We start from the raw sequence: 24602 nt of genomic DNA, 5'->3' as shown, positions 1-24602 counted from the left end.
CAGAATCTGCTGCATTCTCTCCAAATATTTCCCCGGGGAGGAGATGGCATGAACGCAGGCGAGCAGGCACAAATCTTACCGGCCACGATTGCCAGTGATCTCACGCCGGGCGATCTGCGGGCCGCACTCGTTGCGGGCTGGAATGATTTCAAGGCCTATCCCGCCTTCGGACTGTTTTTCGCCGCCATCTATGTCGGCGCCGGCATGTTTATCTATTTTGCCCTGTTCGAGCGCGGCGAGATCGCGTGGCTGGTCCCGGCCGCTGCGGGCTTCCCGCTGCTCGCCCCCTTTGTTGCGGTCGGCCTGTATGAAGTGAGCCGGCGCCGGGAAGCCGGCCTGCCGATGAGCTGGCGCGCGATACTCGGGGCCTTGCGCGGACGCGGCGACGAGCAGATTTTGAGCATGGGCGTCATTCTGTTTGTCGCCTTCGGCTTCTGGCTGATGGTTGCACACGGGATATTCGCGATTTTTCTGGCCGAATCCGGCATCGGGTCGGAATCCATCGCGCTGCTGGCCACTGGCGCGGGATTGATGATGCTGCTGGTTGGTGGCGTCGTCGGCGCGCTGATGGCGCTGGCCTTTTATGCGATCACAGTTGTCAGCCTGCCAATGCTGGTAGATCGCAACGTCGACTTTATCACCGCCATCATTGTCAGCCTGGCATCGGTGCGATCGAACAAATTCATACTGCTGATCTGGGCGACATTGATTGCGATGGCTCTGTTTATAGCCATGCTGCCGCTGTTCCTCGGTCTGCTCGTCGTACTGCCGGTGCTTGGTCACGCGACGTGGCACCTCTACCGGCGACTGACCGGCCCGCCCGATGCCGCGCATCGGCAAGCTGTTGAACAGGCGCTGGCCTGAAAGCCGGACCTAGTCGGGTTTTCCGACCATCAGAACGTCTACCGGCGACCAGCCCATCATTTCACTGGCACGGCTGCCGATGGTGGCCATGACAAAACCGCCCCGCCCGTGCGTTCCGAGCACCAGCAGATCAAATTCACCATCATCGAGCATCTTGTACACTGACTGGTGCAGATTGCCTTCGACAAGATGCGGACTGACGCGCGCGGCATCGCTCGCCGACAGGTTGAGACCAGTCATGAAATCCTGCAGTTCCTTCTCCGCATCGGACAGCATCTCGTTGGCAACGCCATCGGATTTCAGCCATGCCTCATAGGCAACATGATAGGCGTGCACGAGATCGATTTTCGCGTCGGGGAAGAACACCAGCGCGGTGCGCAGCGCATGGGCGGCAAAGTCGGAAAAGTCCGTCGCCACGAGAATGCGGCCATATTGCGCGCGGGGGCGTTCCTTCACAATCAGCACGGGAGATTTGGCGTGGTGAACCAGATGGTCGACCGCCGTGCCGAGGAAAAAATCGGAAATATTATTGTGGCGCGCCGCCCCCACAATGATCAGGTCGCTGTCCAGCTGCTCGGCAGTATGGGCAATCACTTGGGGTGGCTTGCCATAGTTGATGGCGAGGTTGCAGCCTTCGGCATCGCTACCATAATTGCGCAACAGTTCCGCCTCGACCTTCGCGATGTCGACCTCTTTCTTGGGACTGCTCACGAACAGCAGGGTGCGCGTGGCGTTCCAGATATCGGCGAGCAGCTTGGCCCGGGCAAATGGCCGGTCCGCCCGCGCCGTCAGATCGGTGGCGACCAGAATTTTTGTGGGTACGGGCATGGAATATTGCTCCTCTCTCTTCAATTGTCAGGCCACCGGTTCCGTCGAAACCGACGGCGACAGGCCTTGATCACTGACAATAGCCTTTTGCCGGCCGATCGACATCAGTATCTCTACGGAGAGGCCAGGCCAGAAGCGGGCAGCAAGATTAAGGAATTTCTGCAGCCATTGCCGCGAACCGTCCAACGGTTCGACCGAATTATCCACCCCTGTGACGAATAGGCAGGCCGCTCGCACCAAATGGCTATACAGCGCAGGTTCATTACCATGCTGCCACTCCGACCATAACCCCAATGACATTGGCAATATGGCCGCTCTATTTGAAACACTCCCTTTTTTTATGAACAATTTTTTCAAGCTCCGGTCGCATGACCTGGCGATCGACCTCGGTACGGCCAACACATTGATTTACGCGCGGGATCGCGGGATCGTACTCGACGAACCATCCGTGGTTGCGCTCGAGACGATTGACGGCGTAACCAAGGTCCGTGCGGTGGGCAGCGATGCCAAGCTGATGATGGGCAAGACACCGGTCAATATCCGGGTCATTCGCCCGCTCAAGGACGGTGTTATCGCCGATCTCGACGTCGCGGAACAGATGATCACCCATCTTATCCAGAAGGTCCACAAGAAGAAAACCGGGATATTCAGTCGCTTCGACATCATCGTCTGCATTCCGTCCGGTTCCACCAATGTTCAGATCCGCGCCTTGCGGGACGCGGCCTCCAATGCCGGTGCGTCTGGCATATTTCTGGTCGAGGAACCGATGGCTGCGGCGATCGGTGCCGGGCTGGCGGTAACCGAGCCGACTGGCGCAATGGTGGTCGATATCGGCGGCGGAACTACCGAGGTTGCGATATTGTCGTTGCAAGGCCTGGCCTACAGCACATCGGGCCGGATGGGCGGTGACAAGATTGACGACACCATCACTTCACATATCCGCCGCAAGCATAATCTGGCCATCGGTGAATCCACCACCGAACTGATCAAACACGGTATAGCCAGCGCGATGACGCCGTCAGGCGAGGGCCGGACAATGCATATCAAGGGCCGCGATCTGGTCAGCGGCATGCCGAAGAAAATTGCCATCACCGAAGCCGAAATTGCCCGGGCGATCGCGGAACCGGTCGGCCAGATTGCCGAGTCAGTGCTCAACGCACTCGAACACAGCAAGCCGGAACTGGCAGCGGATATCATGGAACAGGGGATAGTCCTGACCGGTGGCGGTGCCTTGCTGGGGCGAATTGACGAATTTATCTCGGAGAAAACCGGGTTGGCGGTCACCATTGCCGATGATCCGCTAACCTGCGTCGCCAATGGCGCAGGCGGGGCGATGGAAGATCCGTTACTGCGCAACGTGCTGATAGCGGCCTGAGACCGGAAGCAAAAACAGTACCCATGAAAAAGGGCCCCGGAAGTGGTCCAGAGCCCTTTTTCTCATTCGCTCTGCATACAGCCTAGCCGACGACGATCATCACCAACGATGTCGCGATCAGCGCGGGTGTGTCGATACCTTCAATCTCGACAACGACATTATAGGTCAGCAACCAGCGGCCTGGCTGTTTTTCTACGGCATCCACCAATGTGTGACGGCCGCGAACCTTGGAACCGGCGCGTACCGGGTTGAGGAAGCGGACCTTGTCAAAACCGTAGTTGATCCCCATCACTGTCCCCTCGAGGCCCAGCGTTGTGCCGTAAGACAGTTTCGGCAGCAGTGAGAGCGTCAGCAAGCCATGGGCGATGGTGCCGCCGAATGGCGTTTTTGCTGCGGCCTCTTCATCAATATGGATGAACTGGTGATCTTCGGTGCAGTCAGCGAATGTGTTGATCCGGTCCTGATCAACCAGGACCCAGTCGGATACACCGACCTCCTTGCCCTTCCAGGATTCCAGTTCGCTTGCTTTGATCGTTGGCATATTATTTCTCCTGTTCGCGGGTCTTTTAGCCCTTCATGACTTCCTGCATCCGGCGGAAGAACTTGCCGCCCTGGCCGCCGCCATTGGCATATTCCTGCATGCCGGTTTCGTCCAAAATCTGGTCGATATTTTCGGCAATGGATTCGGCGCTGCGCTTGTCTTCCGGCAACCAGATGCCTTCTGTTTCGAAAATTTTCGCCGCTGCGTAGCCGCCGGCTCCCGCCGTGAGGATGGTTTTCGATGGCGCGCCGTCGCTGCACAGATAGACAACCGCAGGTGTCACCGCTTCAGGAACCAGCGCTTTCAGCGCTTCTTCCGGCATGATATCTTCGGTCATGCGGGTGGCGGCCACAGGCGAAATGCAGTTGGTGTGGATGCCCTTGCCTGCGCCTTCCTGGTGCAGGCTGTTCATCATGCCGACCAAGGCCAGTTTCGCCGCGCCATAATTGACCTGTCCGAAATTGCCGTAGAGACCGGTCGAGGATGTGGTCATCACGATCCGCCCATATTGGCGTTCGCGCATATGATCCCAGACGGCCTTCGTGCAATTGGCGCTGCCGGTCAGATGCACGTCCATGACGAACTGGAAATCTTCCATGCTCATCTTGTGGAAGCTCTTGTCGCGCAGCACGCCGGCATTGTTGACCAGAATGTCGACATGGCCCCATTTGGCGATCGCGTCGGCGACCATTTTTTCTACCGCAGGCATGTCGGTGACGCTGCAGCCGGCTGCCATGGCTTCGCCGCCCTCGGCTTCGATTTCGGCTACAACCTGTTCGGCGACCGTGGCGGACCCGCCGGTGCCATCACGTGCGCCGCCGAAATCGTTGACGACAACCTTCACGCCGCGACGCGCCAGTTCCTTGGCATGTTCGCGGCCCAATCCGGCGCCAGCGCCGGTAACAATGGCAACGCGGTCGTTAAATTCTACAGTGCTCATGGCGAGTCCCTCTTTAATTGAATGATTAACGGCACCGATGCGCAATCAGACCCGTCAAGTCAAGCCGGAAGGACGCTATTTTACCGTCGTTTTTGTCCGTTGCCTGCCCGCCGTAGCGGCAGAAGACGAAACGCGCTTTTTCGGCTTTTTCGGTTGCTTGGACTTCTTGGCCTTGGCCTTTTTGGAATCCGACGCCGCCTGTTTTTCCGCTGCCGCCAGAAGATCGGCAAAACTATCGGAAATACAGGCCGCATAAAATTCCGGATCGGGCATGATATTGCGATCCGCCAGAAAGGTCAGGATGACTTTGCCGTTATAGCTGGTCACCACATGGAATAGTCCCTGCCCTTCGGCAAGAATACCCATGCCGAAGCTCTTGACCAGCTCCGCCCCGGCAAAATACATCGGCGTCATCGGTCCGGGAACATTGGTCACCACGGTATTGACGGCGGGATTGAGCCGCTCGACCAGACCGGCGCGCACCATCATCTTGGTGCCTGCTGCGGTCAATCCGGCCGGCATTGCGCCGGACAGTTCCATCAGCGTCTTTGCGCCAAGTGCCTGGGTCATCGCCTTGGATCGCCGGGTTTCCGCCATGATGAATTTCAGCCGTTCGCCCGCATCGGCGAGATGAGTACCGACGCCCACCTGCATCATCGTCACCTGATTGCCGGCGCTATCCTTGTCATCGTCGGTCCGGACCGATACCGGCGCTCCGATCTTCAATGTTTTTTCGGGCAGATCATCTTTCGCTTCCAGATAGCAGCGCATCGATCCGCTAACCACCGCGATCATCACATCGTTCACCGTCGCTCCGGGAAAAGCCTCACGGATTTTCTTGATATCGGAGAGCGCAAACTCCCGCCCGTCAAACACGCGGTGCGGGCTCAGCTTCTTGTTGAAGCGCGTCTTCGGGATACTGCCCTTGGCGTCATCGCGCTGGCGAAATTCGCGCTGCACATCGAATAGCCGCTTTGGCATCGGAAGCAACTTCTGCAGATTCTGCAGCCCGCGCACAGGATTGGCGATATTGTTAAACTGCGCCTTGGCGAGCAGGGCAACCGGATTGGGATCCTGCTCCGGCTGGAACTGCATGTCGAACTTGCGCGGCTTCATCTCGGCGTCGAGATCGTGCAAAGCCAATGTCATCTGCAATCCCGACTGGCCGTCGATCGCGGCATGGTGCATCTTATGCAGCACCGCAAAGCTGCCTTTCGGCACGCCCTCGACATTGTCCAGCCCCTCGATCACCGTATATTCCCACAGCGGCTTGTTCATATCCATCGGCCGGGCGTAGATGCGCGCCGCCTGGATGCACAATTGGCGCCAGTCGCCCGGCTTCGGCAAAGCGATATGGCGGACGTGAAATTCGAGATCGAAATTGGCATCATCGACCCAATAAGGATGATCGAGGTCCAGCGGCACCCGCACCAGTTTCTGCCGGAAAATCCGCGCGCCATCGAGACGCCCTTCGATATAGCGCAATATGTCCTTGAACCCGACCTTGCCGCCCGGCGCGGTCGCGGGATCATAGATCAGCAGCTGCCCGATATGCATCGGCGTGTTTGCCGTCTCCGTATAAGCAAACATCGCATCCAGTGCGCTAAGCTGTTTCATGACAATCCCCTCAAGCCGCTGATATTTCTGTCAGCATAGTGTAAATATGCCGTATATGCGAATCCATAAACCACAGTCTGATTATGACCGCGAGCCCCGGATATTGCGACTGAAAGATCCCTCGACGAAATGATCAGGGTCCGTGCCAGTCCCTGACCAGAAATTGCGGCGGAACCGCGCGTCCCCAGTAGAAACCCTGTCCCTGATCGGCGCCGAGCAGCCGCGCTTTTTCGAGATGGAACGCGGTTTCGATCCCCTCGATCACGGTTCTGGCGCCGCGTGAACGACAGAAATCTATGATCGATCCGAGAACCGTCATCGGCACGCGGTCGTTGCAGAAGGCCCAGAAAATCTGCTTGTCCAGTTTCAGTTCGGCAAAGGGGATTTCGGCGATACGGTCGAGATTGCTGTGACCGGTGCCATAATCGTCGATCGACACTTTCAGCCCATATTGGCCGAGCATCTGGCAGATTTCGGACACGATCTGGATATTGGCGACCCGGTTCTCCTCGGTAATCTCCATGATCACCGAACCGCCGATATGCGGCGACTGCTGCAACCGGGCAAAAAGCGCGTCGACGAAGTCGGACCGTGTGAGCAATATCGCACTGCAATTAAAGGATACCGGCAATTTCTTCCGCGACTGACGCAACGCAGCCGCTAGTTTTATCACCTGGTCGATGACGTTCATCGTCGCCTCGATCTCCAGCGATATTTCCGTAGCGGCGGAGAAAATCGTCGCCGGGCTGATCGCCCGTCTGGTCTTCAGCCGGGACAGCGCCTCGTAACCCGTGACATGTCCATCCTCCAGAGCATGTTTCGACTGGAACTCCACCACGAGATTGTCGAGCAGCCTGTTGCTGGCAATCAGCGCCTCGATATATTCCGCGTCCAGATTGATCTTCTGGCTGTCGGTTGCATAACGATCAATCAGCTCGGCAAGCATATTGGGTTCGAATGGCTTCGGTATCGTCGCGACAATTTGTGAATTGGCGGCCGTTATCGGCTCATTGCCATCCTCAAGCCATTGCCTGTCCGTGCCGGTCATCAGAACAAGCGGCAATTTGTGCAACAGGCCGGCGTTTCGCCAGGAAAGCATTTTCCGGTCGGCGAGGATGACATTGGGGGCAAAGGCCGTGGCGCTATTCTCATCACCGGGGGAATAGACGCATGCTACGGATATTTCGCGCCGCTCCAGATCATCCTGCAGAAAGCGCGTGAACGCGCTCTCTTCGTCGATGACGAGAACTCGCTTGTGGGACATGATAAGGGTCTTTCAGTTAGTGAAGATCCGTCACCGGATCCCGGGGTGATTGCGACCCTGTCTGTGCTGGCTTTTCCTGTCTGGCCCGATATTCTGTGCGATATTTGGATAGATAGCTGATCCGCAGGCCGGGCAGACCGGACTTGTCGATGGATTCCTGCCAAGACAGAAACTCCTCGAGCGAGAGATCATAACGTTCACAAGCCTCTTCAAGACTGAGCAAACCACCGGTAACGGCAGAGACCACTTCGGCTTTGCGTCGGATCACCCATCTGGTGGTATTGCTTTTCGGCAGATCATCGAGGCTCAGGGCTTCGCCGAACGGACCTATGACTTTCTCCGGTTTTTTCTGCCGATCAACTTCCATAAATCCTCCCGGAGGCTAGCGCTTTCTGCGGCTCCAGCATCTTGAAGCAGCAGACTTTATGACGCGCTCCGTTACAATCATTTACATATGAGCCAAGCCGTTGCCATAGGGTTACCAACCGTGGTTAATAGGCTAAAAATACTTGCAGATTCAAAATCTGCCGGGCATTTCTCTAATATTGATATGTATCATATATTTAAAACAAAGTATTACTGATGAAAATATGCTTTCACTGCTCGATTTCATTATGCCTATAAAGAAACACCCCATAAAAGAAGCCCCGGTGTAAGGGACACCGGAGCTTTTGCAGGCTGTTTTGGCCAAATTGCGGCCGCTTTTTGGGGCTTTGCGGCTCTTGGAGTTCTACTTTATTTGCTGATCACGACAGCGGTTTCGACAGGCTTGTTCGATTTGGCCGCAGCCATGATCGTCACGCTGGCGCGCTGGGCCGATGCGTTTGCTTCCTGCATACAGGTTTGATGGTCCTGCATATCGGCCAGATTTTTCGTGTCGACGCTGCCGCAAACCTTGCGTACTGCGCCCTTCAGACGACCCTGCAAGGTCGATTGGCCATCTTCGCTGGTCAGATCCAGATCGGCATATTCAACCGTAGCGGTACGGGTAACCCGGTTCTGGGCACTGGCACTGGTGGCGAAGCCGGCTGCGGCAACAGCGATCGCTGCGGCGGCACCAAGGGATTTGGTAAAGTTAATGTTCGACATTCTCTCACTCCTCAATAATTTTCTGGGCGTTGCCGGAAGAACAAGGGGGGCCGGCGCCGCCCGTTAGGGGCTGAGGTCGGGAGCGGTTTTTCCGTCGTGCCGGGGATGGGCTGTCTGGAGAGACTGGTTATGCTCCCGCCTCACCATCTTGGATAGGGGAGCATGACCGGGCGAGCACCCGGACTTCGATAAACCGCCATTTTGATCGGCAAACGGCAAACCGCTTCGACCAACGACAATCGCCGGTCGACCAATGCAACATCATGTAACTTTTGTTACGAATCAATCAGTTACAGATTAGACCGAATCGCAGTGTATTAGGACACTAAATCAGGCCGGAAAGCGGACTCGACGGGTCGGCATACATGCGGCGGCCCATACGACCGGAGAGATAGGCCTCGCGCCCCGCCTCGACCGCGAGCTTCATCGCCCGCGCCATCCGCACCGGCTCCTTCGCCTCGGCAATGGCCGTATTCATCAGCACGCCGTCACAGCCCAGTTCCATCGCCACCGCTGCATCACTGGCGGTCCCGACCCCGGCATCAACCAATACCGGTACATTGGCACCCTCGACGATGAGCCGGATCGTTACCCGGTTCTGGATACCGAGCCCGGAGCCAATCGGCGCGCCCAGCGGCATGATCGCCACGGCCCCTGCGTCTTCGAGCTGCTTCGCGGCGATCGGGTCATCGACACAATAGACCATCGGCTTGAAGCCCTCCTTGGCCAGCACCTCGGTCGCCTCGAGCGTCTCGCGCATATTGGGATATAATGTCTTTGCCTCGCCGAGCACTTCCAGCTTGACCAGATCCCAGCCGCCAGCCTCGCGCGCCAGCCGCAGGGTCCGGATCGCCTCGTCCGCGTTGAAACAGCCGGCGGTGTTGGGAAGATAGGTGGTCTTCTTCGGATCGATAAAATCCATCAGGACCGGCTGGTTCCGGTCCATGACATTGACCCGGCGCACCGCCACGGTGACAATCTCCGCGCCGGAGGCTTCTACCGCCGCGGCATTTTCGGCAAAATCCTTATATTTGCCGGTACCGACGATCAGCCGCGACTGAAAGGTCCGGCCAGCGACAGTCCAGCTGTCGTCACCAGAACCGCCACCGACAAAATGCACGATTTCCAGCTCGTCACCCTGCTCGACCATGACATCTTCCAGCGTCGACCGGGTAACGATCTCGCGGTTGCGCTCCACGGCCACCTTCGCCGGGTCCAGCTCGAGCGAGCGCACCAGATCGGCGATCGATCCACCAGCTGCAAATTTGTGATCATCGCCGTTCAACCGGATCTGAATTTCAGCCATTTCGGTAACTTTCATGTCTTTAATCTCGCTTTTCAAAAACGAGCCATATAAAGAGGGCGCTCCAGTCGCAACCAAAAGCCTTTGGGAAGGACCAATATCTTGGCGGCCAAGACCATCTTCGTATTGAACGGGCCCAATCTCAACCTGCTCGGCATGCGCGAACCGGAAATCTACGGTTCGGAAACGCTCGACGAGATTGCCGGCCAGATTGAAGACCATGCCCAGACGCTTGGTTTCGATGTCGACATTCGCCAGAGCAACCATGAAGGCCATCTGATCGACTGGCTGCACGAAGCGGCGGCGGAAGACGCCCATGCGGTAATTCTCAATGCCGGAGCATTGACTCATACATCGCTCGCCCTGTTCGATGCGATCAAGGCGATTAACACGCCGGTCATCGAAGTGCATATTTCAAATCCGGCGGCGCGCGAGGAATATCGTCACAAGAGTTTCATTGCACCGGTTGCAAAAGGAAGCATTTGCGGCTTTGGTGCTTTGGGCTACCAGCTGGCGCTGGATGCAGCGAGCAAATTTTAACGACAAGCATAAGGACAAAAAATGTCTGCAAAGAAAGAAACGGGTGAAGGCATGAACGTGGACATCAAACTGGTCCGCGATCTTGCGGCCATTCTCGACAAGGCCGGTCTGACCGAGATCGAGGTTGAAGATGGCGACCGCAAGATCAAGGTTGCGCGCGGTGGCGGTCAGTTTGTCTCTGCACCGGTGGCAGCTGCCCCGGCACCCGCTGCCCCCGCAGCGCCGGCTCCGGCCGCAGAAGCCCCTGCCGTACCGGCAGACGACCATGCCGGCGCACAGAAATCGCCGATGGTCGGCACCGCCTATCTGGCGCCGGAACCCGGTGCCGCTAATTTCATCAGTGTCGGTGACAAGGTTGCCGTTGGCGACACGTTGCTGATCGTGGAAGCGATGAAGGTGATGAACCCGATCACGGCGGAAACCGCCGGCACGGTCAAAGCTGTGCTGGTTGAAAATGGCCAGCCGATCGAATTCGACCAGCCCCTCGTCGTGATCACTTGAGGTTTGCCGCGTGACCATTGAGAAAATCCTGATCGCCAATCGCGGAGAAATTGCTCTCCGGATTTTGCGCGCGGCCAAAGAGCTGGGCATCGAAACCGTCGCCGTTCACAGCACCGCGGACGCGGACGCCATGCACGTGCGGCTCGCTGACCAGGCGGTCTGCATCGGACCGCCCGCCGCCGCCGACAGCTATCTGTCGATCCCGGCGATCATTTCGGCCGCCGAGATCAGCGGCGCGGACGCGATCCATCCCGGCTATGGCTTTCTTTCCGAAAACGCGCATTTCGCCGAAGTTGTCGAGGCGCATGGTATCAAGTGGATCGGTCCCAAGCCGGAACATATCAAGGTGATGGGTGACAAGGTCGCCGCCAAGAAAACCGCCGGCGATCTGGGCATCCCGCTTGTTCCCGGCTCCGATGGTGCGGTCAGCGAAATTGCCGAGGCCAAGAAGGTCGCCAAGCAGGTCGGCTATCCGGTGATCATCAAGGCCGCTTCCGGCGGCGGTGGTCGCGGCATGAAGGTGGTCAACAGCGAGACCGAGCTGGAAACCCAGATGAAACAGGCGGGCACCGAGGCGAAAGCCGCCTTTGGCGACGCCACCGTCTATATCGAAAAATATCTCGGCGATCCGCGCCATATCGAATTTCAGGTGTTCGGCGATGGCCGCGGCAATGCCATCCATCTCGGCGAACGCGACTGCTCGCTGCAGCGCCGGCACCAGAAGGTGCTCGAAGAAGCGCCTTCGCCAGTGATCAGCGCCGAACAGCGCGAAAAAATGGGCAAGGTCTGCGTCGATGCGATGAAAGGCATGCAATATCGCGGTGCCGGCACCATCGAATTTCTTTACGAGAATGACGAATTCTACTTCATCGAAATGAACACCCGACTGCAGGTTGAACATCCGGTCACCGAAATGATCACCGGCTTCGATCTGGTGCGCGAACAGATCCGCATCGCCGACGGCCGCGATCTTTCGGTCAAGCAGGAAGATCTCGTGTTCAGCGGCCATGCCATCGAATGCCGGATCAATGCCGAAAATCCGAAAACCTGGGCACCATCGCCCGGCAAGGTTACCAGCTATCACGCCCCCGGCGGCATGCACGTCCGGGTCGATAGCGGTCTCTATGCCGGCTATTCGATCCCGCCTTATTATGACAGCATGATCGCCAAGCTGATCGTCTACGGTCGCACCCGCGACGGCTGCATGATGCGGCTGGCCCGCGCGCTCGACGAGATGGTGATCGAAGGCGTCCAGACCACCATCCCGCTTCACCAGAAGCTGGTCTATGACGAGGAATTCCAGTCGGGCGAATATACGATCAAGTGGCTGGAAGAATGGCTCGAGAAGGATAATTTGAAGGATTAGATTGGTGGAACTGTGCCCCCGCGCAGGCGGGGGTCAATCTCCTGAACTTGCATCAAACGGGAAAGCGTTGGTTCTCACCGCTCGTTCGTCAGCAAACCAATCAGAAAAACAAATCGATTAGAGGACCCGTGATGGACCCCGGACCAAGTCCGGGGTGGAAGTTATCTGAACAGCAATGTTCAGATAACTTCCACCTTTCCTGAACATAACAAGTCAGTTCAGGAGTCCGACAGGGTTAATAAACTATCACCTGTTTCACAGATGCGGCAAATGGAGTCGCCAGCAACAGGAGAAAGCCATGCGTATATTTTTAGTCCCCGGCCTGATGGCGGCCACGATGTTGACGCCAGCCGCCGCTTCTGCCGCGGAAATTGCGCCCAATCTCAACAAAACACCCGGACTGGTCAAAGTCGATCTGACCGGCAACGTCGCCCTGCAGCGCGAAGGCCGCAGCGAGCGTCGCGCCAATCGATCCAATCGTCAGGGCAACCGCGGACAGGCCCGGTCGCAGACCCGAAATAATCGGGGACAGGCTGATGTGAGTCGGCAAAGCCGGTCCTCAGCCCGGAGCGACCGCAACGAAACGCGCGAGACCCGTCGGGCCACCCGCGCGGAACAGTCCGCCAGCCGCAATGTCAATCTGGCAACCCAGCGGGAACGGCGCGTCGACAGGCAGCGCGCGGCCACCAGGTCGGCCACCCAGAATCGACGCACCGCAGACCGGCGCGCAGCCAGACGGGGCGATACCAACCGCGATGGCCGGGTCGACCGGCGTTACGACCGCAATCGCGACGGACAGATTGATCGGCGCTATGACCGCAACAACAATAATCGCGTCGACCGGCGGGTAGACCGTAATCGGGATGGCCGCATTGATCGCCGCTACCGCGACAACCGTCAGGTCAGAAATGACCGCAATTATAACCGCAACAATCGCAACTGGAACCGCAGCTGGCGCCAGGACCGGCGCTATGACTGGCGACGTTACCGCCAGGCCAACCGCAGCTATTACCGGCTGGGACGCTATTATTCGCCCTATCGGTCGCACAGCTACCGCCGCTGGAACATCGGGGTCTTTCTGGGCGCATCTTTTTACGGATCGCGTTACTGGATCAACGATCCCTGGCGCTACCGTCTGCCCACGGCCTATGCGGGTACCCGCTGGATCCGCTATTATGACGATGTTCTGCTCGTCGATACCTATAGCGGCGAAGTCATCGACGTGATCTACGACTTTTTCTGGTAGGACTGGAAAAACGCTGCCACGAGACCCGCTGCCCGGAAGGGCGGCGGGTTTTTTGTTGCATCATGCGGGGCCGCCAAGCAGAAGTGCGTCAGGACAAGAGGAGACTGAAGATGATACGCGCGCTCGGCCTGACCATTTCAACCCTGGCGCTGGCAATGTTACCCGCCGGTGCCATTGCCCAGGAGCAGATCATTCGCGTCGGCAATCTGCTGACCGATGCTGACGCGCAGCCGAGCGGACCGGCAACGATCATCGTTCGGGATGGCAGGATCGCCGAGATCCGGCGCGGGCCGGACGCAGCATATGATGCCGGAGCCACCATCATCGATCTCTCCACAAAGACCGTCATGCCCGGCATGATCGACCTTCATGTGCATCTGACCGGCGATCCGGGTGGCGATTTCTGGAAAGCCACCACAGAACCGGCCGAATGGGGCGTGGTCGTCGGCGCGAAAAATGCGCTGGTGACCGCCAAGGCCGGTTTCACCACGGTTCGCGAGGCTGGTTCTTCGCAATATAGCGCCTTCTCGTTGCGCCGGGGTACCGCCGAGGGGATCATTCCGGGTCCGCGCATCATCGCCGCCGGCCCCTCCCTGGCGATTGTCGGTGGCCATGGCGATGTGTCGGGCTTTACCGAGGAGGTGAACGATCTGCTGACCGGAGGCTATAGCTGCACCGGCGCGGTCGAATGCGCTGCAAAGGTTCGCAAGGCATCGCGCGCGGGTTCGGACATTATCAAGATCACCGCTACCGGTGGCGTATTGTCGCAACAGGGCCGAGGGCTGGACACACAGTTTACCAGCGAAGAAATGCAATCGATCGCCGACACCGCCCACTCGCTCGGCCTGAAAGTCATGGCCCATGCCCATGGTGCGCGCGGCATCGAGGCGGCGGCGCGGGCGGGTATCGACACGATCGACCATGGCACATTTGCCGACGAGGCCGCGCTCAGGGTGATGAAGGACAAGGGGACGGTCCTGATACCGACGCTGATGGCGTTCAAGGGTGTCAGCGAAAGGCTGGACAAGGGCATTTACACGCCGGTGGTCGAGGAGAAGATCCGGATGACCATGGGCCGTGTCGGCAAAGCGGTGACGCTGGCGAAGAAACTGGGCGTGCCGATCGCCTTTGGCACCGACGCCGGCGTCTTTAACCACGGCCGCAATGCCGAGGAGCTGCAGCTGATGGTCGATGCCGGCCTCACTCCGCGCGAAGCCATTGCCAGCGCCACCACCATTGCTGCCAAAACGCTGGACATGGATCAGGAAATCGGGCGGATCGCCGTCGGCTATTCCGCCGACCTGATCGCCTTCGACGGCAATCCGCTGGACGATGTCCGGACGCTGGAAACGGTCGACTGGGTGATGGTCCGCGGCCGCGTCATCGACTAGGCGGCGACCATGGCCAAGGTCTTTTCCAAAAAGCAGACGGAATTATTCGCCAGCCCGCAGCGCATGGCGCAGCTCGGCCAGCAGGTCACCGAAAGGCTCAACGCGCATCCCCGCGTGCAGTGGCTGGAAAGCCCCTTTGTGCAACTCTACGTCCACCAGAATTTCCTCAGCGACGCCGATTGCGACCTGCTGATCGACATGATCGAAAGCAACAGCCAGCCCTCGACCCTGTACAAGGGCAGCGAGCGCAACGGCTACCGCACCAGCTACAGTTGCAATGTCGATCCGGCCAACCCCGACATCCAGCGCATCGACAAGTCGATCTGCGACCTGCTGGGCCTGCCGCAATCGCATAGCGAAATCCTGCAGGGCCAGCGCTACCGCGAGGGCCAGCAGTTCAAGGACCATCACGACTATTTTCACCAGAGCGAATCCTACTGGCAATATGAAGGTCCGCACGGCGGCCAGCGCAGCTGGACCGCGATGGTCTATCTCAACGAGCCGGAAAAGGGCGGCGCCACGGCCTTCCCGCAACTGCAATATGAGGTTGAACCGCGCCGCGGGATGGCGTTGATCTGGAACAATATGAAGCCGGACGGGACGCCCAATATCCAAACGTTGCACGCCGGAACGCCGGTCGAGCAGGGCACCAAATATATCATCACCAAATGGTTCCGACTCAACCGGTGGGGCGGAAGCTGATCTCCGGCAAGGGGCCCTTTCCCGATCAACGCCCGACCGGCTTCGATTAACGACATCCCGCTTTGCGCGAAGTCGTTGCGGGCGAAACTATAGCGTGTTAGCTGGACATAACAGTTTTGGATAGGAACCAGATATGACCAAGAATTCTCTCGCGCTTCTGCTCGGCACCAGCCTGCTCGCAACCGGCAGCATTGCAATGGCCCAGCCGCTCGCCGCAACCGGCGCGGCAACCATGGAGCATCACGAAGCCGCGGAAATGACAGAGGGCGAGAAGCTGAAGGCGCTGTTCGCCAAAAGCGACGAGGATAATCTCAGGCGCAACCCGATCGGCGCGCTGTTCCGCGGCGACGAACGCTATGCCGACCAGCTGGGCGATTATATTTCCGACGAATATTTCGCCAAGGAGAAAGCCGCCGAAACCGCCGAACTTGCGGCGCTGATGAAAATCGACCGCAGCCAGCTGAGCGCCACCGACAAAATCGCCTATGATGTGTTCAAACGCACGAAGCAGCAGGCGCTGAAAGGCTATTCCGATGAAATCATGGCTTTGACTGTCGTCCGGCCGGTCAACCATTTCAGCGGCTTTCACACATTCTATCCCAATTTTGCATCCGGCAAGGGCGGCGCGCCGTTCAAGACGGTAAAGAATTACGAAGACAATCTGAAGCGGCACAAGCAGTTTATCACCATTGGCGACCGTTCGATCGACCGTTTCCGCGAAGGCATGGACAGCGGTGTTGTCGAGACCAAGCTGACGATCACCAATGTCATCGAACAGCTTGCCACGCAGATCGGTCTCGGCCTCGAGAACAGCCCTTTCATGGCGCCGACGAAAAATTTCCCCGAGGATTTCAGCGACGCTGACAAGGCGCGTCTGACCAAGGAATATGAAGCGGCGACCAAGGATATTTTCGCCAGCTATCAGCGGATGCATGATTTCCTGAAAGACGAATATCTCGCCGTAGCGCGCGACGAAGTCGGCCTGTCGAGCATGAAGGGCGGTGCGGTTCTTTATGAAAACATGATCGAGAACACGACCACCTTGCCGCTGAAAGCCGACTATATCCACAATCTGGGCCTCAGCGAAGTCAAGCGGATCAAGACCGAGATGGAAGCGATCAAGGCCGAGGTCGGTTTTGACGGCACATTGTCGGAATTTTTCGAATTTCTGCGCACCGACGAACAATTTCACCCCGAATCCCGCGAAGCGCTGACCCAGGCCTATTATGACATGGGCAAGAAGGTCGACGCAAAAATCGGCGAACAGTTCAAGGTGTTGCCAAAGTCTCCGCTGGAAATCCGGCCCTATGATGAATCGATCGAGAAATTCCAGGCTGGCGGCTCCTACCAGAGTGGCACGCCAGACGGCTCGCGTCCCGGCGTCTTCTATTTCAACGCCTATGACCTGCCCTCGCGGAACACCTCTGGCATCACCACGCTTTATCTGCACGAAGGCGCACCGGGCCATCATTTCCAGATTTCTCTGGCCCAGGAAAATACCGACCTGCCGAACTTCATGCGCTTTGGCGGCAACACCGCCTTTGTCGAAGGCTGGGCTCTCTATGCGGAAAAACTCGGTTTCCCGATGGAGCTCTATGACGATCCCTACCAGCGCTTCGGCCATCTCGACGACGAGATGCTTCGGGCAATGCGGCTGGTCGTCGACACCGGTCTGCACAGCAAGGGCTGGGGCCGTGACAAGGCGATCCAGTATATGCTCGACAACAGCAGCATGGGCAAAACCGATGCAACCGCCGAAGTCGAACGCTATATCGCCATTCCCTCGCAGGCGCTGGCCTACAAGATCGGCGCGCTGACCATCCAGCGGCTGAAAAAAGAGGCACAGGACGCGCTCGGCGACAAGTTCGACCCGCGCGAGTTCCATGATCAGGTGCTCAACACCGGCGCGCTGCCGATGACCGTGCTGGAAAGCAAGATCCGCGATTGGATCAAGTCGCAGGTCTGACCGGAGCCTTCCCGTCAATAGAAGCCGGTATGGAGGATGAACGTCCCTCATACCGGCATGATCTCCGGGGGCCGGCCGTAAATTTGCACTAACCGCATTTTAAGCAATTTCATCTAGTCACAATCCCGAACCAGCGGGATGAATATGATGAAAATGGACGTAACGGGACTGATCGGGGATATCAAAGCCAGACAGGCAATTAGCGCGGCAGATGTCATGTCGTTGCGCAAGGAGATCTGGCCCGACGGTGTGATTAGCGCGGATGAAGCCGGGCTGCTTTTCGAAATCAACGATCTGGACAGCCAGCCGGGCGGAGAGTGGCTCGAATTTTTCGTCTCCGCAATCACTGCATATATTGTCCAGCAGACGGAGCCGAAGGGCTATATCAGCGAAGATAATGCCCGTTGGCTGATGCAGAAAATCGACCATGACGGCAAAGTCGAATCCGCCGCGGAGCTGGAACTGCTCGTCCGCACGATGGAAAAGGCCACCGGTACGCCGGAAATCCTGCAGGATTATGTACTCAAGCAGATTGAGGACACCGTCCTGACCGGCAAGGGTCCGAGCCGCGATGGCGGCGCTTTGCAACCCGGTTCGGTCAGCGACAGCGAAGTGCAGATACTCCGCCGCGTTTGCTATGCCGCGGGCTCCGACGGTCCCGGGCGGATCAGCCGCAACGAAGCCGACATGCTGTTCCGGATCAAGGATGCCACGCTCGGTGCAGACAATAGCAAGCACTGGCCGAAACTGTTCGTCCAGCTGGTCGGCAATTATCTGATGGCCTATGGCGAATATGAAATGCTGTGCCGAACAGAAGCCGCGCGTCTCGAACGGTTCATGGACGACAACAAGCCGAGCGTCAGGGGCTTTTTCGGCCGGATGAAAGATACCGACATTGGCGGGACGTTCCGGAAAGTGTTCGACAGCGATATATTCGGCGGAAAAAATGCAGAATGCGGTCATATCGATGCCGTCGAGCAGGCACGCAAGCTGACCATCGTCGAGAATAGCTGGCTGCATGGCAAAATTCGCGCCGACCAGAATCTGGACCCGATCGAGAGCGACCTTCTCGACTTCATTGCCGAGGAATTGGCGGGAACAGGGCATTAGATCGATCGGATCCAGCCGGGTTCAGGGTCAGTTCAAAATAAGGGAAGGATATTCCGCTTCTTTGCGAGGAGAATGCGTGATGCGAAATTCCGGACTGCTGCTGGTGTGTGTTGCGGCCACCATGCTGTCAGCCTCGCCGCTGCAGGCCGCTTCCGATAGCACGCAACAGATCGACTATCCCGCGTTTCTCGCGCTGAGCCACGAAGTCGCCGCAAAACGGCAGGAACGGCTGATCGATCTGGCCGAATTCCGCCGGCGGGCAGCCAGGCCTGAAACGCTCGTTCTCGACACCCGTTCTGCCGCGGCCTTCGCCGAGGGTCATATGGCCGGTGCGATCAATCTGCCCTTTTCCGACTTTACCGACAGCAAGTTGCGCGCCGTGATCGGCGCCGATCTCGGCCGGGAAATCCTGATCTACTGCAACAATAATTTCAGCAACAATATCCGGCCGATCAAGCTCAAACGGGCACCGCTGGCGCTGAACATCCCGACCTTCATCAATCTCTACGGCTATGGCTACCGCAACATTTACGAACTGGGCACCGTCGTCGATCTCCATGATCCGATGGTGCAGTGGGTAAGCGATGCGCCTGGCTCCTGAATAGTTTCTGGCCGGGCTAGCTACAGTTTCCCGTCAGGGAGAATGGCCGACCGTCCCAGAGGCCTTCGCTACAATGTATACACAAGCAGTGGAACAGCTATACCTCCTTGCTCCCGGAAGGAGGGCCTTGATGCAGAATTCGCTGTCCTACATCCCGCTTGTTGTGATAACCGCACCCCATGGTCACATTCAGTATTTCGTCTCCGAAACCGCCATTTTTTGCCGTTTTCGAGCCCGTTCGCATTTTTTCTTTTAACACTGTAAACCTTGTAAAGATCATTGCCCCATGACCAGCGCTCTGCTCCCCGCCGCTCGCGAAATTCTCGCCACATTGATTGCCTTCGACACCACGTCGCGAAACAGCAATCTCGAACTGATCGGATGGGTCGAGGATTATCTTGGTCACCATGGCGTTTCATCGACGCGGGTCGTTAGTGCGGATGCCAGCAAGGCCAATCTTTACGCCAGCGTCGGTCCCGATGCGAAAGGCGGCGTCATTCTCTCCGGCCATAGCGATGTCGTACCGATCGACGGACAGGACTGGGATAGCGATCCGTGGACCGTCACCGAACGGGACGGGCTACTGCACGGGCGCGGGACTTGCGATATGAAGGGTTTTATCGCGCTGGCGCTGGCCGCTGTGCCGCTGTTCAAAGACTGCGCGAAGCCGGTTCATCTCGCTTTCAGCTATGACGAGGAAGTCGGCTGCCTTGGTGCACCGGCGATGATCGAAGAGATGGCGGCAAAACTGCCGAGCCCGGCGCTGGCAATCATCGGCGAACCGACGATGATGAAGGTGATCAGCGGTCACAAGGGGATCACCGTGCACGAGGTCGAGGTGCTGGGCCACGAAGCCCATTCGAGCCTCACCCATCTCGGCCTGTCCGCCAATATGGTGGCTGTGGAGTTAATGCACGATCTGGCCGAACTGGCGCGCAAATTGTGGGAGGAAGCCGATCCGGCCTCGCCCTTCATTCCACCACACGCAACACTGACCATCGGCAGGATGGAAGGCGGGACCGCGGCCAATATTCTCGCGCGCCGGGCCCATTTTGTCTTTGATCTGCGTTGCCCCCCGGAGGTTGATCCGGAAGCCGTACTGGCGCCGTTCAAAGCGAAGGTTGCGGCGCTCGATAGCGAGATGCGCGGAGCCTTTCCCGAGGCCGGCGTCACCATAACGCGCCTGTCCAACGCGCCGCCGATGACTCCGGCCGGATCCGCGGAAGCCGAGGCCTTTGTCCGCCGCCTGACCGGCGACAATAGTCCCTCGGGCGTTGTCTCCTATGCCGCCGAGGCCGGCCAGTTCCAGCAGGCCGGTTTTCCCACCGTGATCTGTGGCCCAGGATCAATCGAGCAAGCACACCAGCCGAATGAATATCTGGCGGTCGACCAGTTTGCACGCGGCGCGGATTTCATGGAGAGGTTGGCAGAGGCACTGGTGTGAAGGCACACCTGAATTGCCGTTCGGCCTGAGCCGGTCGAAGGGCGGTTGCGCGGAGGCCCGTCCTAGGATTGGCGTCGAAGAAGCGAATCGCCGCCACTTCAGCGTAACGCTACGGCATTGCCGAAATTTGTAAAATCGGCGGAAAACAGCTATATTGGGATGAGAAAAGGATAGCAATATGCCCGCTGTAAAAGCCGCCAGACCCAACGAGATTTTCACGTCCGAAGAGTGGAAAGCACTGACCCGCGTGTCACGCTGGCACGGTCTCTGGCTGTCGATTCACGCCTGGCTGATGGTGGCATTGGTCGCGGGCGGCACGGCCTTGCTCTGGCAATGGCACTGGCTGGCCGGCCTGATCGCCACGCCGCTGGCGCTGGTGCTGGTCGGCGGCCGGCAGCTCGGCCTGTCGATCCTGATGCACGAAGGCGCGCACGGGCTGCTCCATCCGAAACGCAAGATCAACAATTTCCTCGGCCAGTGGATCACCGGTTCGGCGACCGGCAGCGACCTGCACAGCTATCGCGCCTATCATCTGACCCATCACCGCTTCACCCAGCAGAGCGAAGATCCGGACCTTGGCCTGTCCGCGGCTTTCCCGACGACCCCCGCCAGCATGAAACGCAAGGTCATCCGCGACCTCACCGGGCAGACCTTCTTCAAGCAGCGCAGCAACCAGTTCGCGGTGGCGTGGAAGGGCCTCAAGACGATGCTGTCGGGTGCGAGCGATACCACTCCTCCGGCCAAGCGCGATACATCTGCCGGTACGCCGCTCAACCGCAACGGTGCCGCCGGTGTCGCCGCGCCGGTAGTCGATATTGACGGTGCAAAGCGGACCACGCGGACGGTCGGCCGCTTCCTGCTGATCCAGCTGGCGGTGCTGCTGGTCAGTCTGGCGACGCTAGGCATCATTCCCTTCCTGATCTGGCTGGCCGCGCTGGCGACCACGTTCCAGCTGATCCTGCGGATCCGCAATATCGCCGAACATGCCTGCACCACCACCGGCGGCGATGACCCGTTCAGCCATGCGCGCACGACAAAGGCCAATATGCTGATGCGGATGACGCTGGCGCCCTATTGGGTCAATTATCACAGCGAGCATCATCTGTTCATGGGTGTGCCCTGCTATAATCTGCCCAGGGCGCACGAACTGCTGATCGCCAAGGGCTATGGCCCACGGATGACGATCGCGAACAGCTATGCCGAGGTCTTGCGGACAGTGACACGGCCGGTTGCTGCCTAGGCCGACTGCACCGCCGTCTTGATCTCGCCAAGATCAGCCTCGAGCTTCGCGATCTTCTCGAGCATCAGCAGGTCGATTTTCTCGTGCAGGCGGATGATGTCGAGCTCGGCCCGCAGATTGACTTCATAGTCGTGCGCGGCGGCGATCCGGTCCTTGTTGGAGGCGCGGTTCTGGCTCATCATGATGATCGGGGCCTGAACGGCGGCCAGCGTCGAGAGCATGAGATTGAGGAAGATGAAGGGATAGGGGTCGAAGGCGGCATCGAACCGGGTCAATATCTCCGAGTTCAGCAGCATCCATCCGAACAGGACCAGCGCGAAGGTGATGATGAAGCCCCAGGAACCGCCAACCGCCGCCACCTTGTCGGACAGACGTTCACCGAAACTGGTCTGCTCGTCGGCCAATATTCCGGCATCATCCGCAACGATCTCCCGCGATACGATCGCTTCGAGAACGCCCCGCTCTTCGGGAGACAGCGCCGCCAGCGGCTTGTTGAGCAGCTGCTCGCTGAGTTGCTCGACCGTGCGCTTTGCCATCCCAAACTCCCCGTTGCCGTCCCTATGTGCCGGACATGATCCTAGTCCCGGACAAACCGGTGCGCCGAGCGGTCCTTGTGCGTCTTCGCCGGGTCAAAGACCTCGCCGTTCATCGCGATATAGACGCCGTGCGGCAGGGTCTGGGTCGCGGCGAGGGCAAAGCCGACGTTGAACTGGGCATCGCTCACGCGCAAGGACGCGGGCTGCATCGAACCCGTCAGCACGATCGTCTTGCCCGTGATGTCGGATAGCACGCGCGCCGTGTCGACCATCGTGTCGGTGCCATGGGTCACCAGTATCTTGTCGGCATCGCTGGCCACCACCGCGTCATGGATCGCCGCCCGGTCCGCATCGGTCAGCTCGAGACTGTCCTTGCGCATCAGCTGCGTTACCCGGTGGGCGACAAAGACGTTATTCTCCTGCAACATGTCGGGCAGCGCCGTCGCACCGATCTGATATTCCGACAAGGCGTCGAAATAGACCTTGTCGATCGTCCCGCCGGTGGTGAAAATATCGATCATGACGACGCCAGTGCTTCGGCAATCAGCTTGCGGCTATTGGACAGGCCATAGAGCGCAATGAAGCTACCCATGCGCGGGCCCTGCGAAGAGCCGAGCAGAGTCTCGTACAGCGCCTTGAACCAGTCGCGCAGATTGTCGAAGCCGCCTTCCTTGCCAATGGCATAGACGATATTCTGGATGTCCTCGGCCGGCGCATCCTCTGGCAGTTCCGCCAGCTCGCTGTCGAGCCGCTGCAGCGCCGCCACTTCAATGCCTTCCGGCTTGCGCCGGTGCAGCGTCGGAGCGATGAAGTCCTTGTGATAGGCCATCGCATTGCCGATCAGTTCGTCGAGATCGGGATAGCGCTCTGGCGTCGCGTCCGGCGCGTATTGGCGCAGATAGGCCCAGATCTGCTCGCGATCCGCATCGCCCATCACGCCGACGAGGTTAAGCAGCAGTCCGAAGGTGACCGGGATCGTATCGGTTGGCACGTCGCCATTGTGAACATGGTGCACCGGATTGCCGAGCCGCTTGTCTGGCGCCTGGTCGTGCCAATTGGCGCGGAACTGGAAATATTCGTCCACCGCCTTGGGGATCACGCCCATGTGCAATTGCTTCGCCGACTTGGGCTCGCGGAAGATATAGAAAGCGAGGCTGTTCTCGGAACCATAGCGCAGCCATTCCTCGAGGCTGAGACCATTGCCCTTGGACTTGGAGATTTTCTCGCCCTTTTCGTCGAGGAACATCTCGTAGATCAGACCCTCGGGCTTGCGCGCGCCCAGTACCTTGGCGATCTTGCCCGACTGTACGCCGCTGTCGGTCAGGTCCTTGCCGTACATTTCATAGTCGACGCCGAGCGCGGTCCAGCGCATCGCCCAGTCGACCTTCCACTGCAGCTTGGCGCCGCCAGTCAAAGCATTATGCTCGATCATCTCGCCGTCATCCTCGAACCGGACAATCCCGGCTTCGGCGTCGACGATCTCGACAGGCACCTGCAGGACATGGCCGGTCTTGGGGCTGATCGGCAGGATCGGCGAGTAGGTCGCCTGCCGCTCCTTGCCCAAGGTTGGCAGCATGATATCGAGAATCTGCTGGTTGCGGGCAAGAACGAGCTTCAGCGTCTCGTCAAAGGCGCCGCTGCGATATTGCTCGGTCGAGGACATGAATTCGTAATCGAAGCCAAACTGGTCGAGAAAGTCGCGCAGCATCGCATTGTTATGCGCGGCGAAACTCTCGAACTTCCCGAACGGATCCGGCACCTGGGTCAGCGGCTTGTGCAGATGTTCGGCCAGCATCTCCTGATTGGGGACGTTGGTCGGCACCTTGCGAAAACCGTCCATGTCATCGCTGAACGCGATCAGCCGCGTCGGATTGCCGGTCAGCGTTTCATAGGCATGGCGGACCATCGTAGTCCGCAGCACTTCGTTGAACGTGCCGATATGCGGCAGCCCCGAGGGACCATAGCCGGTCTCGAACAGCATCGGCTCCCCACCCGGTTTGGGTGCCGGTGCGCCACGCTCTCCACGATAGCGTTTGAGCAGCTTGCGGGCTTCCTCGAACGGCCACGCTTTGGAATTTTCAGCTGCTTCGCGATAATCGGTCACAATTTGTCCTTTTCAGTCAATTCTGCGCAAATAG

General features: G+C 58.6%; 25 protein-coding genes. 13 read left to right on the top strand and 12 right to left on the bottom strand.

Annotation, left to right across the window (positions count from 1 at the left end; translation table 11 throughout):
• Positions 1-48: 48 nt before the first annotated feature.
• Complete coding sequence (locus ACHZCJ_RS12710) at positions 49-864, top strand: DUF2189 domain-containing protein (RefSeq protein WP_321326912.1); 816 nt, start codon at positions 49-51, stop codon at positions 862-864.
• Positions 865-873: 9 nt separating this feature from the next.
• Here ACHZCJ_RS12710 and ACHZCJ_RS12705 read toward each other — a convergent pair whose 3' ends face one another.
• Both ACHZCJ_RS12705 and ACHZCJ_RS12700 read right to left on the bottom strand, forming a co-directional pair.
• Positions 874-1692 (bottom strand): universal stress protein, encoded by an 819-nt coding sequence (locus tag ACHZCJ_RS12705; RefSeq protein WP_321326911.1) that lies wholly within the window; start codon positions 1690-1692, stop codon positions 874-876.
• 27 nt (positions 1693-1719) lie between these two features.
• Positions 1720-2049, bottom strand: coding sequence for a hypothetical protein (locus ACHZCJ_RS12700; protein ID WP_321326910.1), 330 nt, complete (start codon positions 2047-2049; stop codon positions 1720-1722).
• Between ACHZCJ_RS12700 and ACHZCJ_RS12695 the strand changes: the two genes are divergently transcribed.
• On the top strand, positions 2033-3067 hold the full coding sequence (locus ACHZCJ_RS12695; protein WP_159647262.1) for a rod shape-determining protein: 1035 nt from the start codon (positions 2033-2035) through the stop codon (positions 3065-3067). The two genes, ACHZCJ_RS12700 and ACHZCJ_RS12695, sit on opposite strands and share 17 nt — an antisense overlap.
• Positions 3068-3149: 82 nt before the next feature.
• On the opposite strand, the gene ACHZCJ_RS12690 is transcribed toward ACHZCJ_RS12695, so the two are convergent.
• The 7 genes from ACHZCJ_RS12690 to thiS all read right to left on the bottom strand — a co-directional run bounded on the left by ACHZCJ_RS12690 (position 3150) and on the right by thiS (position 9839).
• Positions 3150-3608, bottom strand: a complete 459-nt coding sequence (locus ACHZCJ_RS12690) for a MaoC family dehydratase (protein WP_159647260.1) — start codon at positions 3606-3608, stop codon at positions 3150-3152.
• Positions 3609-3633: 25 nt separating this feature from the next.
• Entirely contained in the window at positions 3634-4548 is a 915-nt protein-coding gene (locus ACHZCJ_RS12685; protein ID WP_100093505.1) for an SDR family NAD(P)-dependent oxidoreductase, read from the bottom strand.
• Positions 4549-4623: 75 nt separating this feature from the next.
• Positions 4624-6165 (bottom strand): wax ester/triacylglycerol synthase family O-acyltransferase, encoded by a 1542-nt coding sequence (locus ACHZCJ_RS12680; RefSeq protein WP_236554048.1) that lies wholly within the window; start codon positions 6163-6165, stop codon positions 4624-4626.
• 133 nt (positions 6166-6298) lie between these two features.
• Entirely contained in the window at positions 6299-7429 is a 1131-nt protein-coding gene (locus ACHZCJ_RS12675) for an EAL domain-containing protein (protein ID WP_321326909.1), read from the bottom strand.
• A 16-nt stretch (positions 7430-7445) separates the two neighbouring features.
• Positions 7446-7796 carry a DUF1153 domain-containing protein gene (locus tag ACHZCJ_RS12670; RefSeq protein ID WP_159647256.1) on the bottom strand — a complete coding sequence of 117 codons (351 nt, stop codon included), beginning with the start codon at positions 7794-7796 and terminating at the stop codon, positions 7446-7448.
• 368 nt (positions 7797-8164) lie between these two features.
• On the bottom strand, positions 8165-8518 hold the full coding sequence (locus ACHZCJ_RS12665) for a UrcA family protein (protein WP_159647255.1): 354 nt from the start codon (positions 8516-8518) through the stop codon (positions 8165-8167).
• Between the two features lie 325 nt (positions 8519-8843).
• Entirely contained in the window at positions 8844-9839 is a 996-nt protein-coding gene (gene thiS / locus ACHZCJ_RS12660) for a sulfur carrier protein ThiS (protein ID WP_321326908.1), read from the bottom strand.
• A gap of 84 nt (positions 9840-9923) precedes the next feature.
• Here thiS and aroQ point away from each other — a divergent pair, with 84 nt between their 5' ends.
• The 11 genes from aroQ to ACHZCJ_RS12605 all read left to right on the top strand — a co-directional run bounded on the left by aroQ (position 9924) and on the right by ACHZCJ_RS12605 (position 21928).
• On the top strand, positions 9924-10361 hold the full coding sequence (gene aroQ, locus ACHZCJ_RS12655) for a type II 3-dehydroquinate dehydratase (RefSeq protein WP_159647251.1): 438 nt from the start codon (positions 9924-9926) through the stop codon (positions 10359-10361).
• A 21-nt stretch (positions 10362-10382) separates the two neighbouring features.
• The gene (accB, locus tag ACHZCJ_RS12650; RefSeq protein WP_321326907.1) at positions 10383-10862 is read left to right on the top strand and encodes an acetyl-CoA carboxylase biotin carboxyl carrier protein; all 480 of its coding nucleotides are present in this window, start codon (positions 10383-10385) and stop codon (positions 10860-10862) included.
• Between the two features lie 10 nt (positions 10863-10872).
• Positions 10873-12228 carry an acetyl-CoA carboxylase biotin carboxylase subunit gene (gene accC / locus ACHZCJ_RS12645; RefSeq protein WP_159647249.1) on the top strand — a complete coding sequence of 452 codons (1356 nt, stop codon included), beginning with the start codon at positions 10873-10875 and terminating at the stop codon, positions 12226-12228.
• Between the two features lie 298 nt (positions 12229-12526).
• Positions 12527-13474 (top strand): RcnB family protein, encoded by a 948-nt coding sequence (locus tag ACHZCJ_RS12640; RefSeq protein WP_321326906.1) that lies wholly within the window; start codon positions 12527-12529, stop codon positions 13472-13474.
• 110 nt (positions 13475-13584) lie between these two features.
• A complete protein-coding gene (locus ACHZCJ_RS12635) occupies positions 13585-14865 on the top strand; it encodes an amidohydrolase family protein (protein WP_321326905.1) in 1281 nt (426 codons plus the stop codon).
• Positions 14866-14874: 9 nt separating this feature from the next.
• Complete coding sequence (locus ACHZCJ_RS12630) at positions 14875-15567, top strand: 2OG-Fe(II) oxygenase (protein WP_321326904.1); 693 nt, start codon at positions 14875-14877, stop codon at positions 15565-15567.
• A gap of 133 nt (positions 15568-15700) precedes the next feature.
• Positions 15701-17533 carry a DUF885 domain-containing protein gene (locus ACHZCJ_RS12625; RefSeq protein WP_321326902.1) on the top strand — a complete coding sequence of 611 codons (1833 nt, stop codon included), beginning with the start codon at positions 15701-15703 and terminating at the stop codon, positions 17531-17533.
• Between the two features lie 144 nt (positions 17534-17677).
• Positions 17678-18643, top strand: coding sequence for a hypothetical protein (locus ACHZCJ_RS12620; protein WP_321326900.1), 966 nt, complete (start codon positions 17678-17680; stop codon positions 18641-18643).
• A gap of 79 nt (positions 18644-18722) precedes the next feature.
• Complete coding sequence (locus ACHZCJ_RS12615; RefSeq protein ID WP_321326897.1) at positions 18723-19244, top strand: rhodanese-like domain-containing protein; 522 nt, start codon at positions 18723-18725, stop codon at positions 19242-19244.
• Between the two features lie 286 nt (positions 19245-19530).
• Complete coding sequence (gene argE / locus ACHZCJ_RS12610; RefSeq protein WP_321326895.1) at positions 19531-20688, top strand: acetylornithine deacetylase; 1158 nt, start codon at positions 19531-19533, stop codon at positions 20686-20688.
• 178 nt (positions 20689-20866) lie between these two features.
• On the top strand, positions 20867-21928 hold the full coding sequence (locus tag ACHZCJ_RS12605) for a fatty acid desaturase family protein (protein WP_321326893.1): 1062 nt from the start codon (positions 20867-20869) through the stop codon (positions 21926-21928).
• On the opposite strand, the gene ACHZCJ_RS12600 is transcribed toward ACHZCJ_RS12605, so the two are convergent.
• Genes ACHZCJ_RS12600 through ACHZCJ_RS12590 form a run of 3 tightly spaced genes read right to left on the bottom strand, consistent with a single transcriptional unit; the run spans position 21925 to position 24568 of the window.
• Complete coding sequence (locus ACHZCJ_RS12600; protein ID WP_159647235.1) at positions 21925-22464, bottom strand: DUF1003 domain-containing protein; 540 nt, start codon at positions 22462-22464, stop codon at positions 21925-21927. The genes ACHZCJ_RS12605 and ACHZCJ_RS12600 overlap by 4 nt on opposite strands.
• A gap of 41 nt (positions 22465-22505) precedes the next feature.
• A complete protein-coding gene (locus tag ACHZCJ_RS12595; protein WP_321326890.1) occupies positions 22506-22985 on the bottom strand; it encodes an asparaginase domain-containing protein in 480 nt (159 codons plus the stop codon).
• The gene (locus ACHZCJ_RS12590) at positions 22982-24568 is read right to left on the bottom strand and encodes a lysine--tRNA ligase (RefSeq protein WP_321326888.1); all 1587 of its coding nucleotides are present in this window, start codon (positions 24566-24568) and stop codon (positions 22982-22984) included. The genes ACHZCJ_RS12595 and ACHZCJ_RS12590 overlap by 4 nt, the downstream gene beginning before the upstream one ends.
• Positions 24569-24602 lie beyond the last annotated feature (34 nt).

The organism is uncultured Parasphingorhabdus sp. (genome assembly GCF_963677535.2).
Classification (GTDB): Bacteria; Pseudomonadota; Alphaproteobacteria; order Sphingomonadales; family Sphingomonadaceae; genus Parasphingorhabdus.
This window is presented reverse-complemented; position numbering and strand designations above follow the sequence as displayed.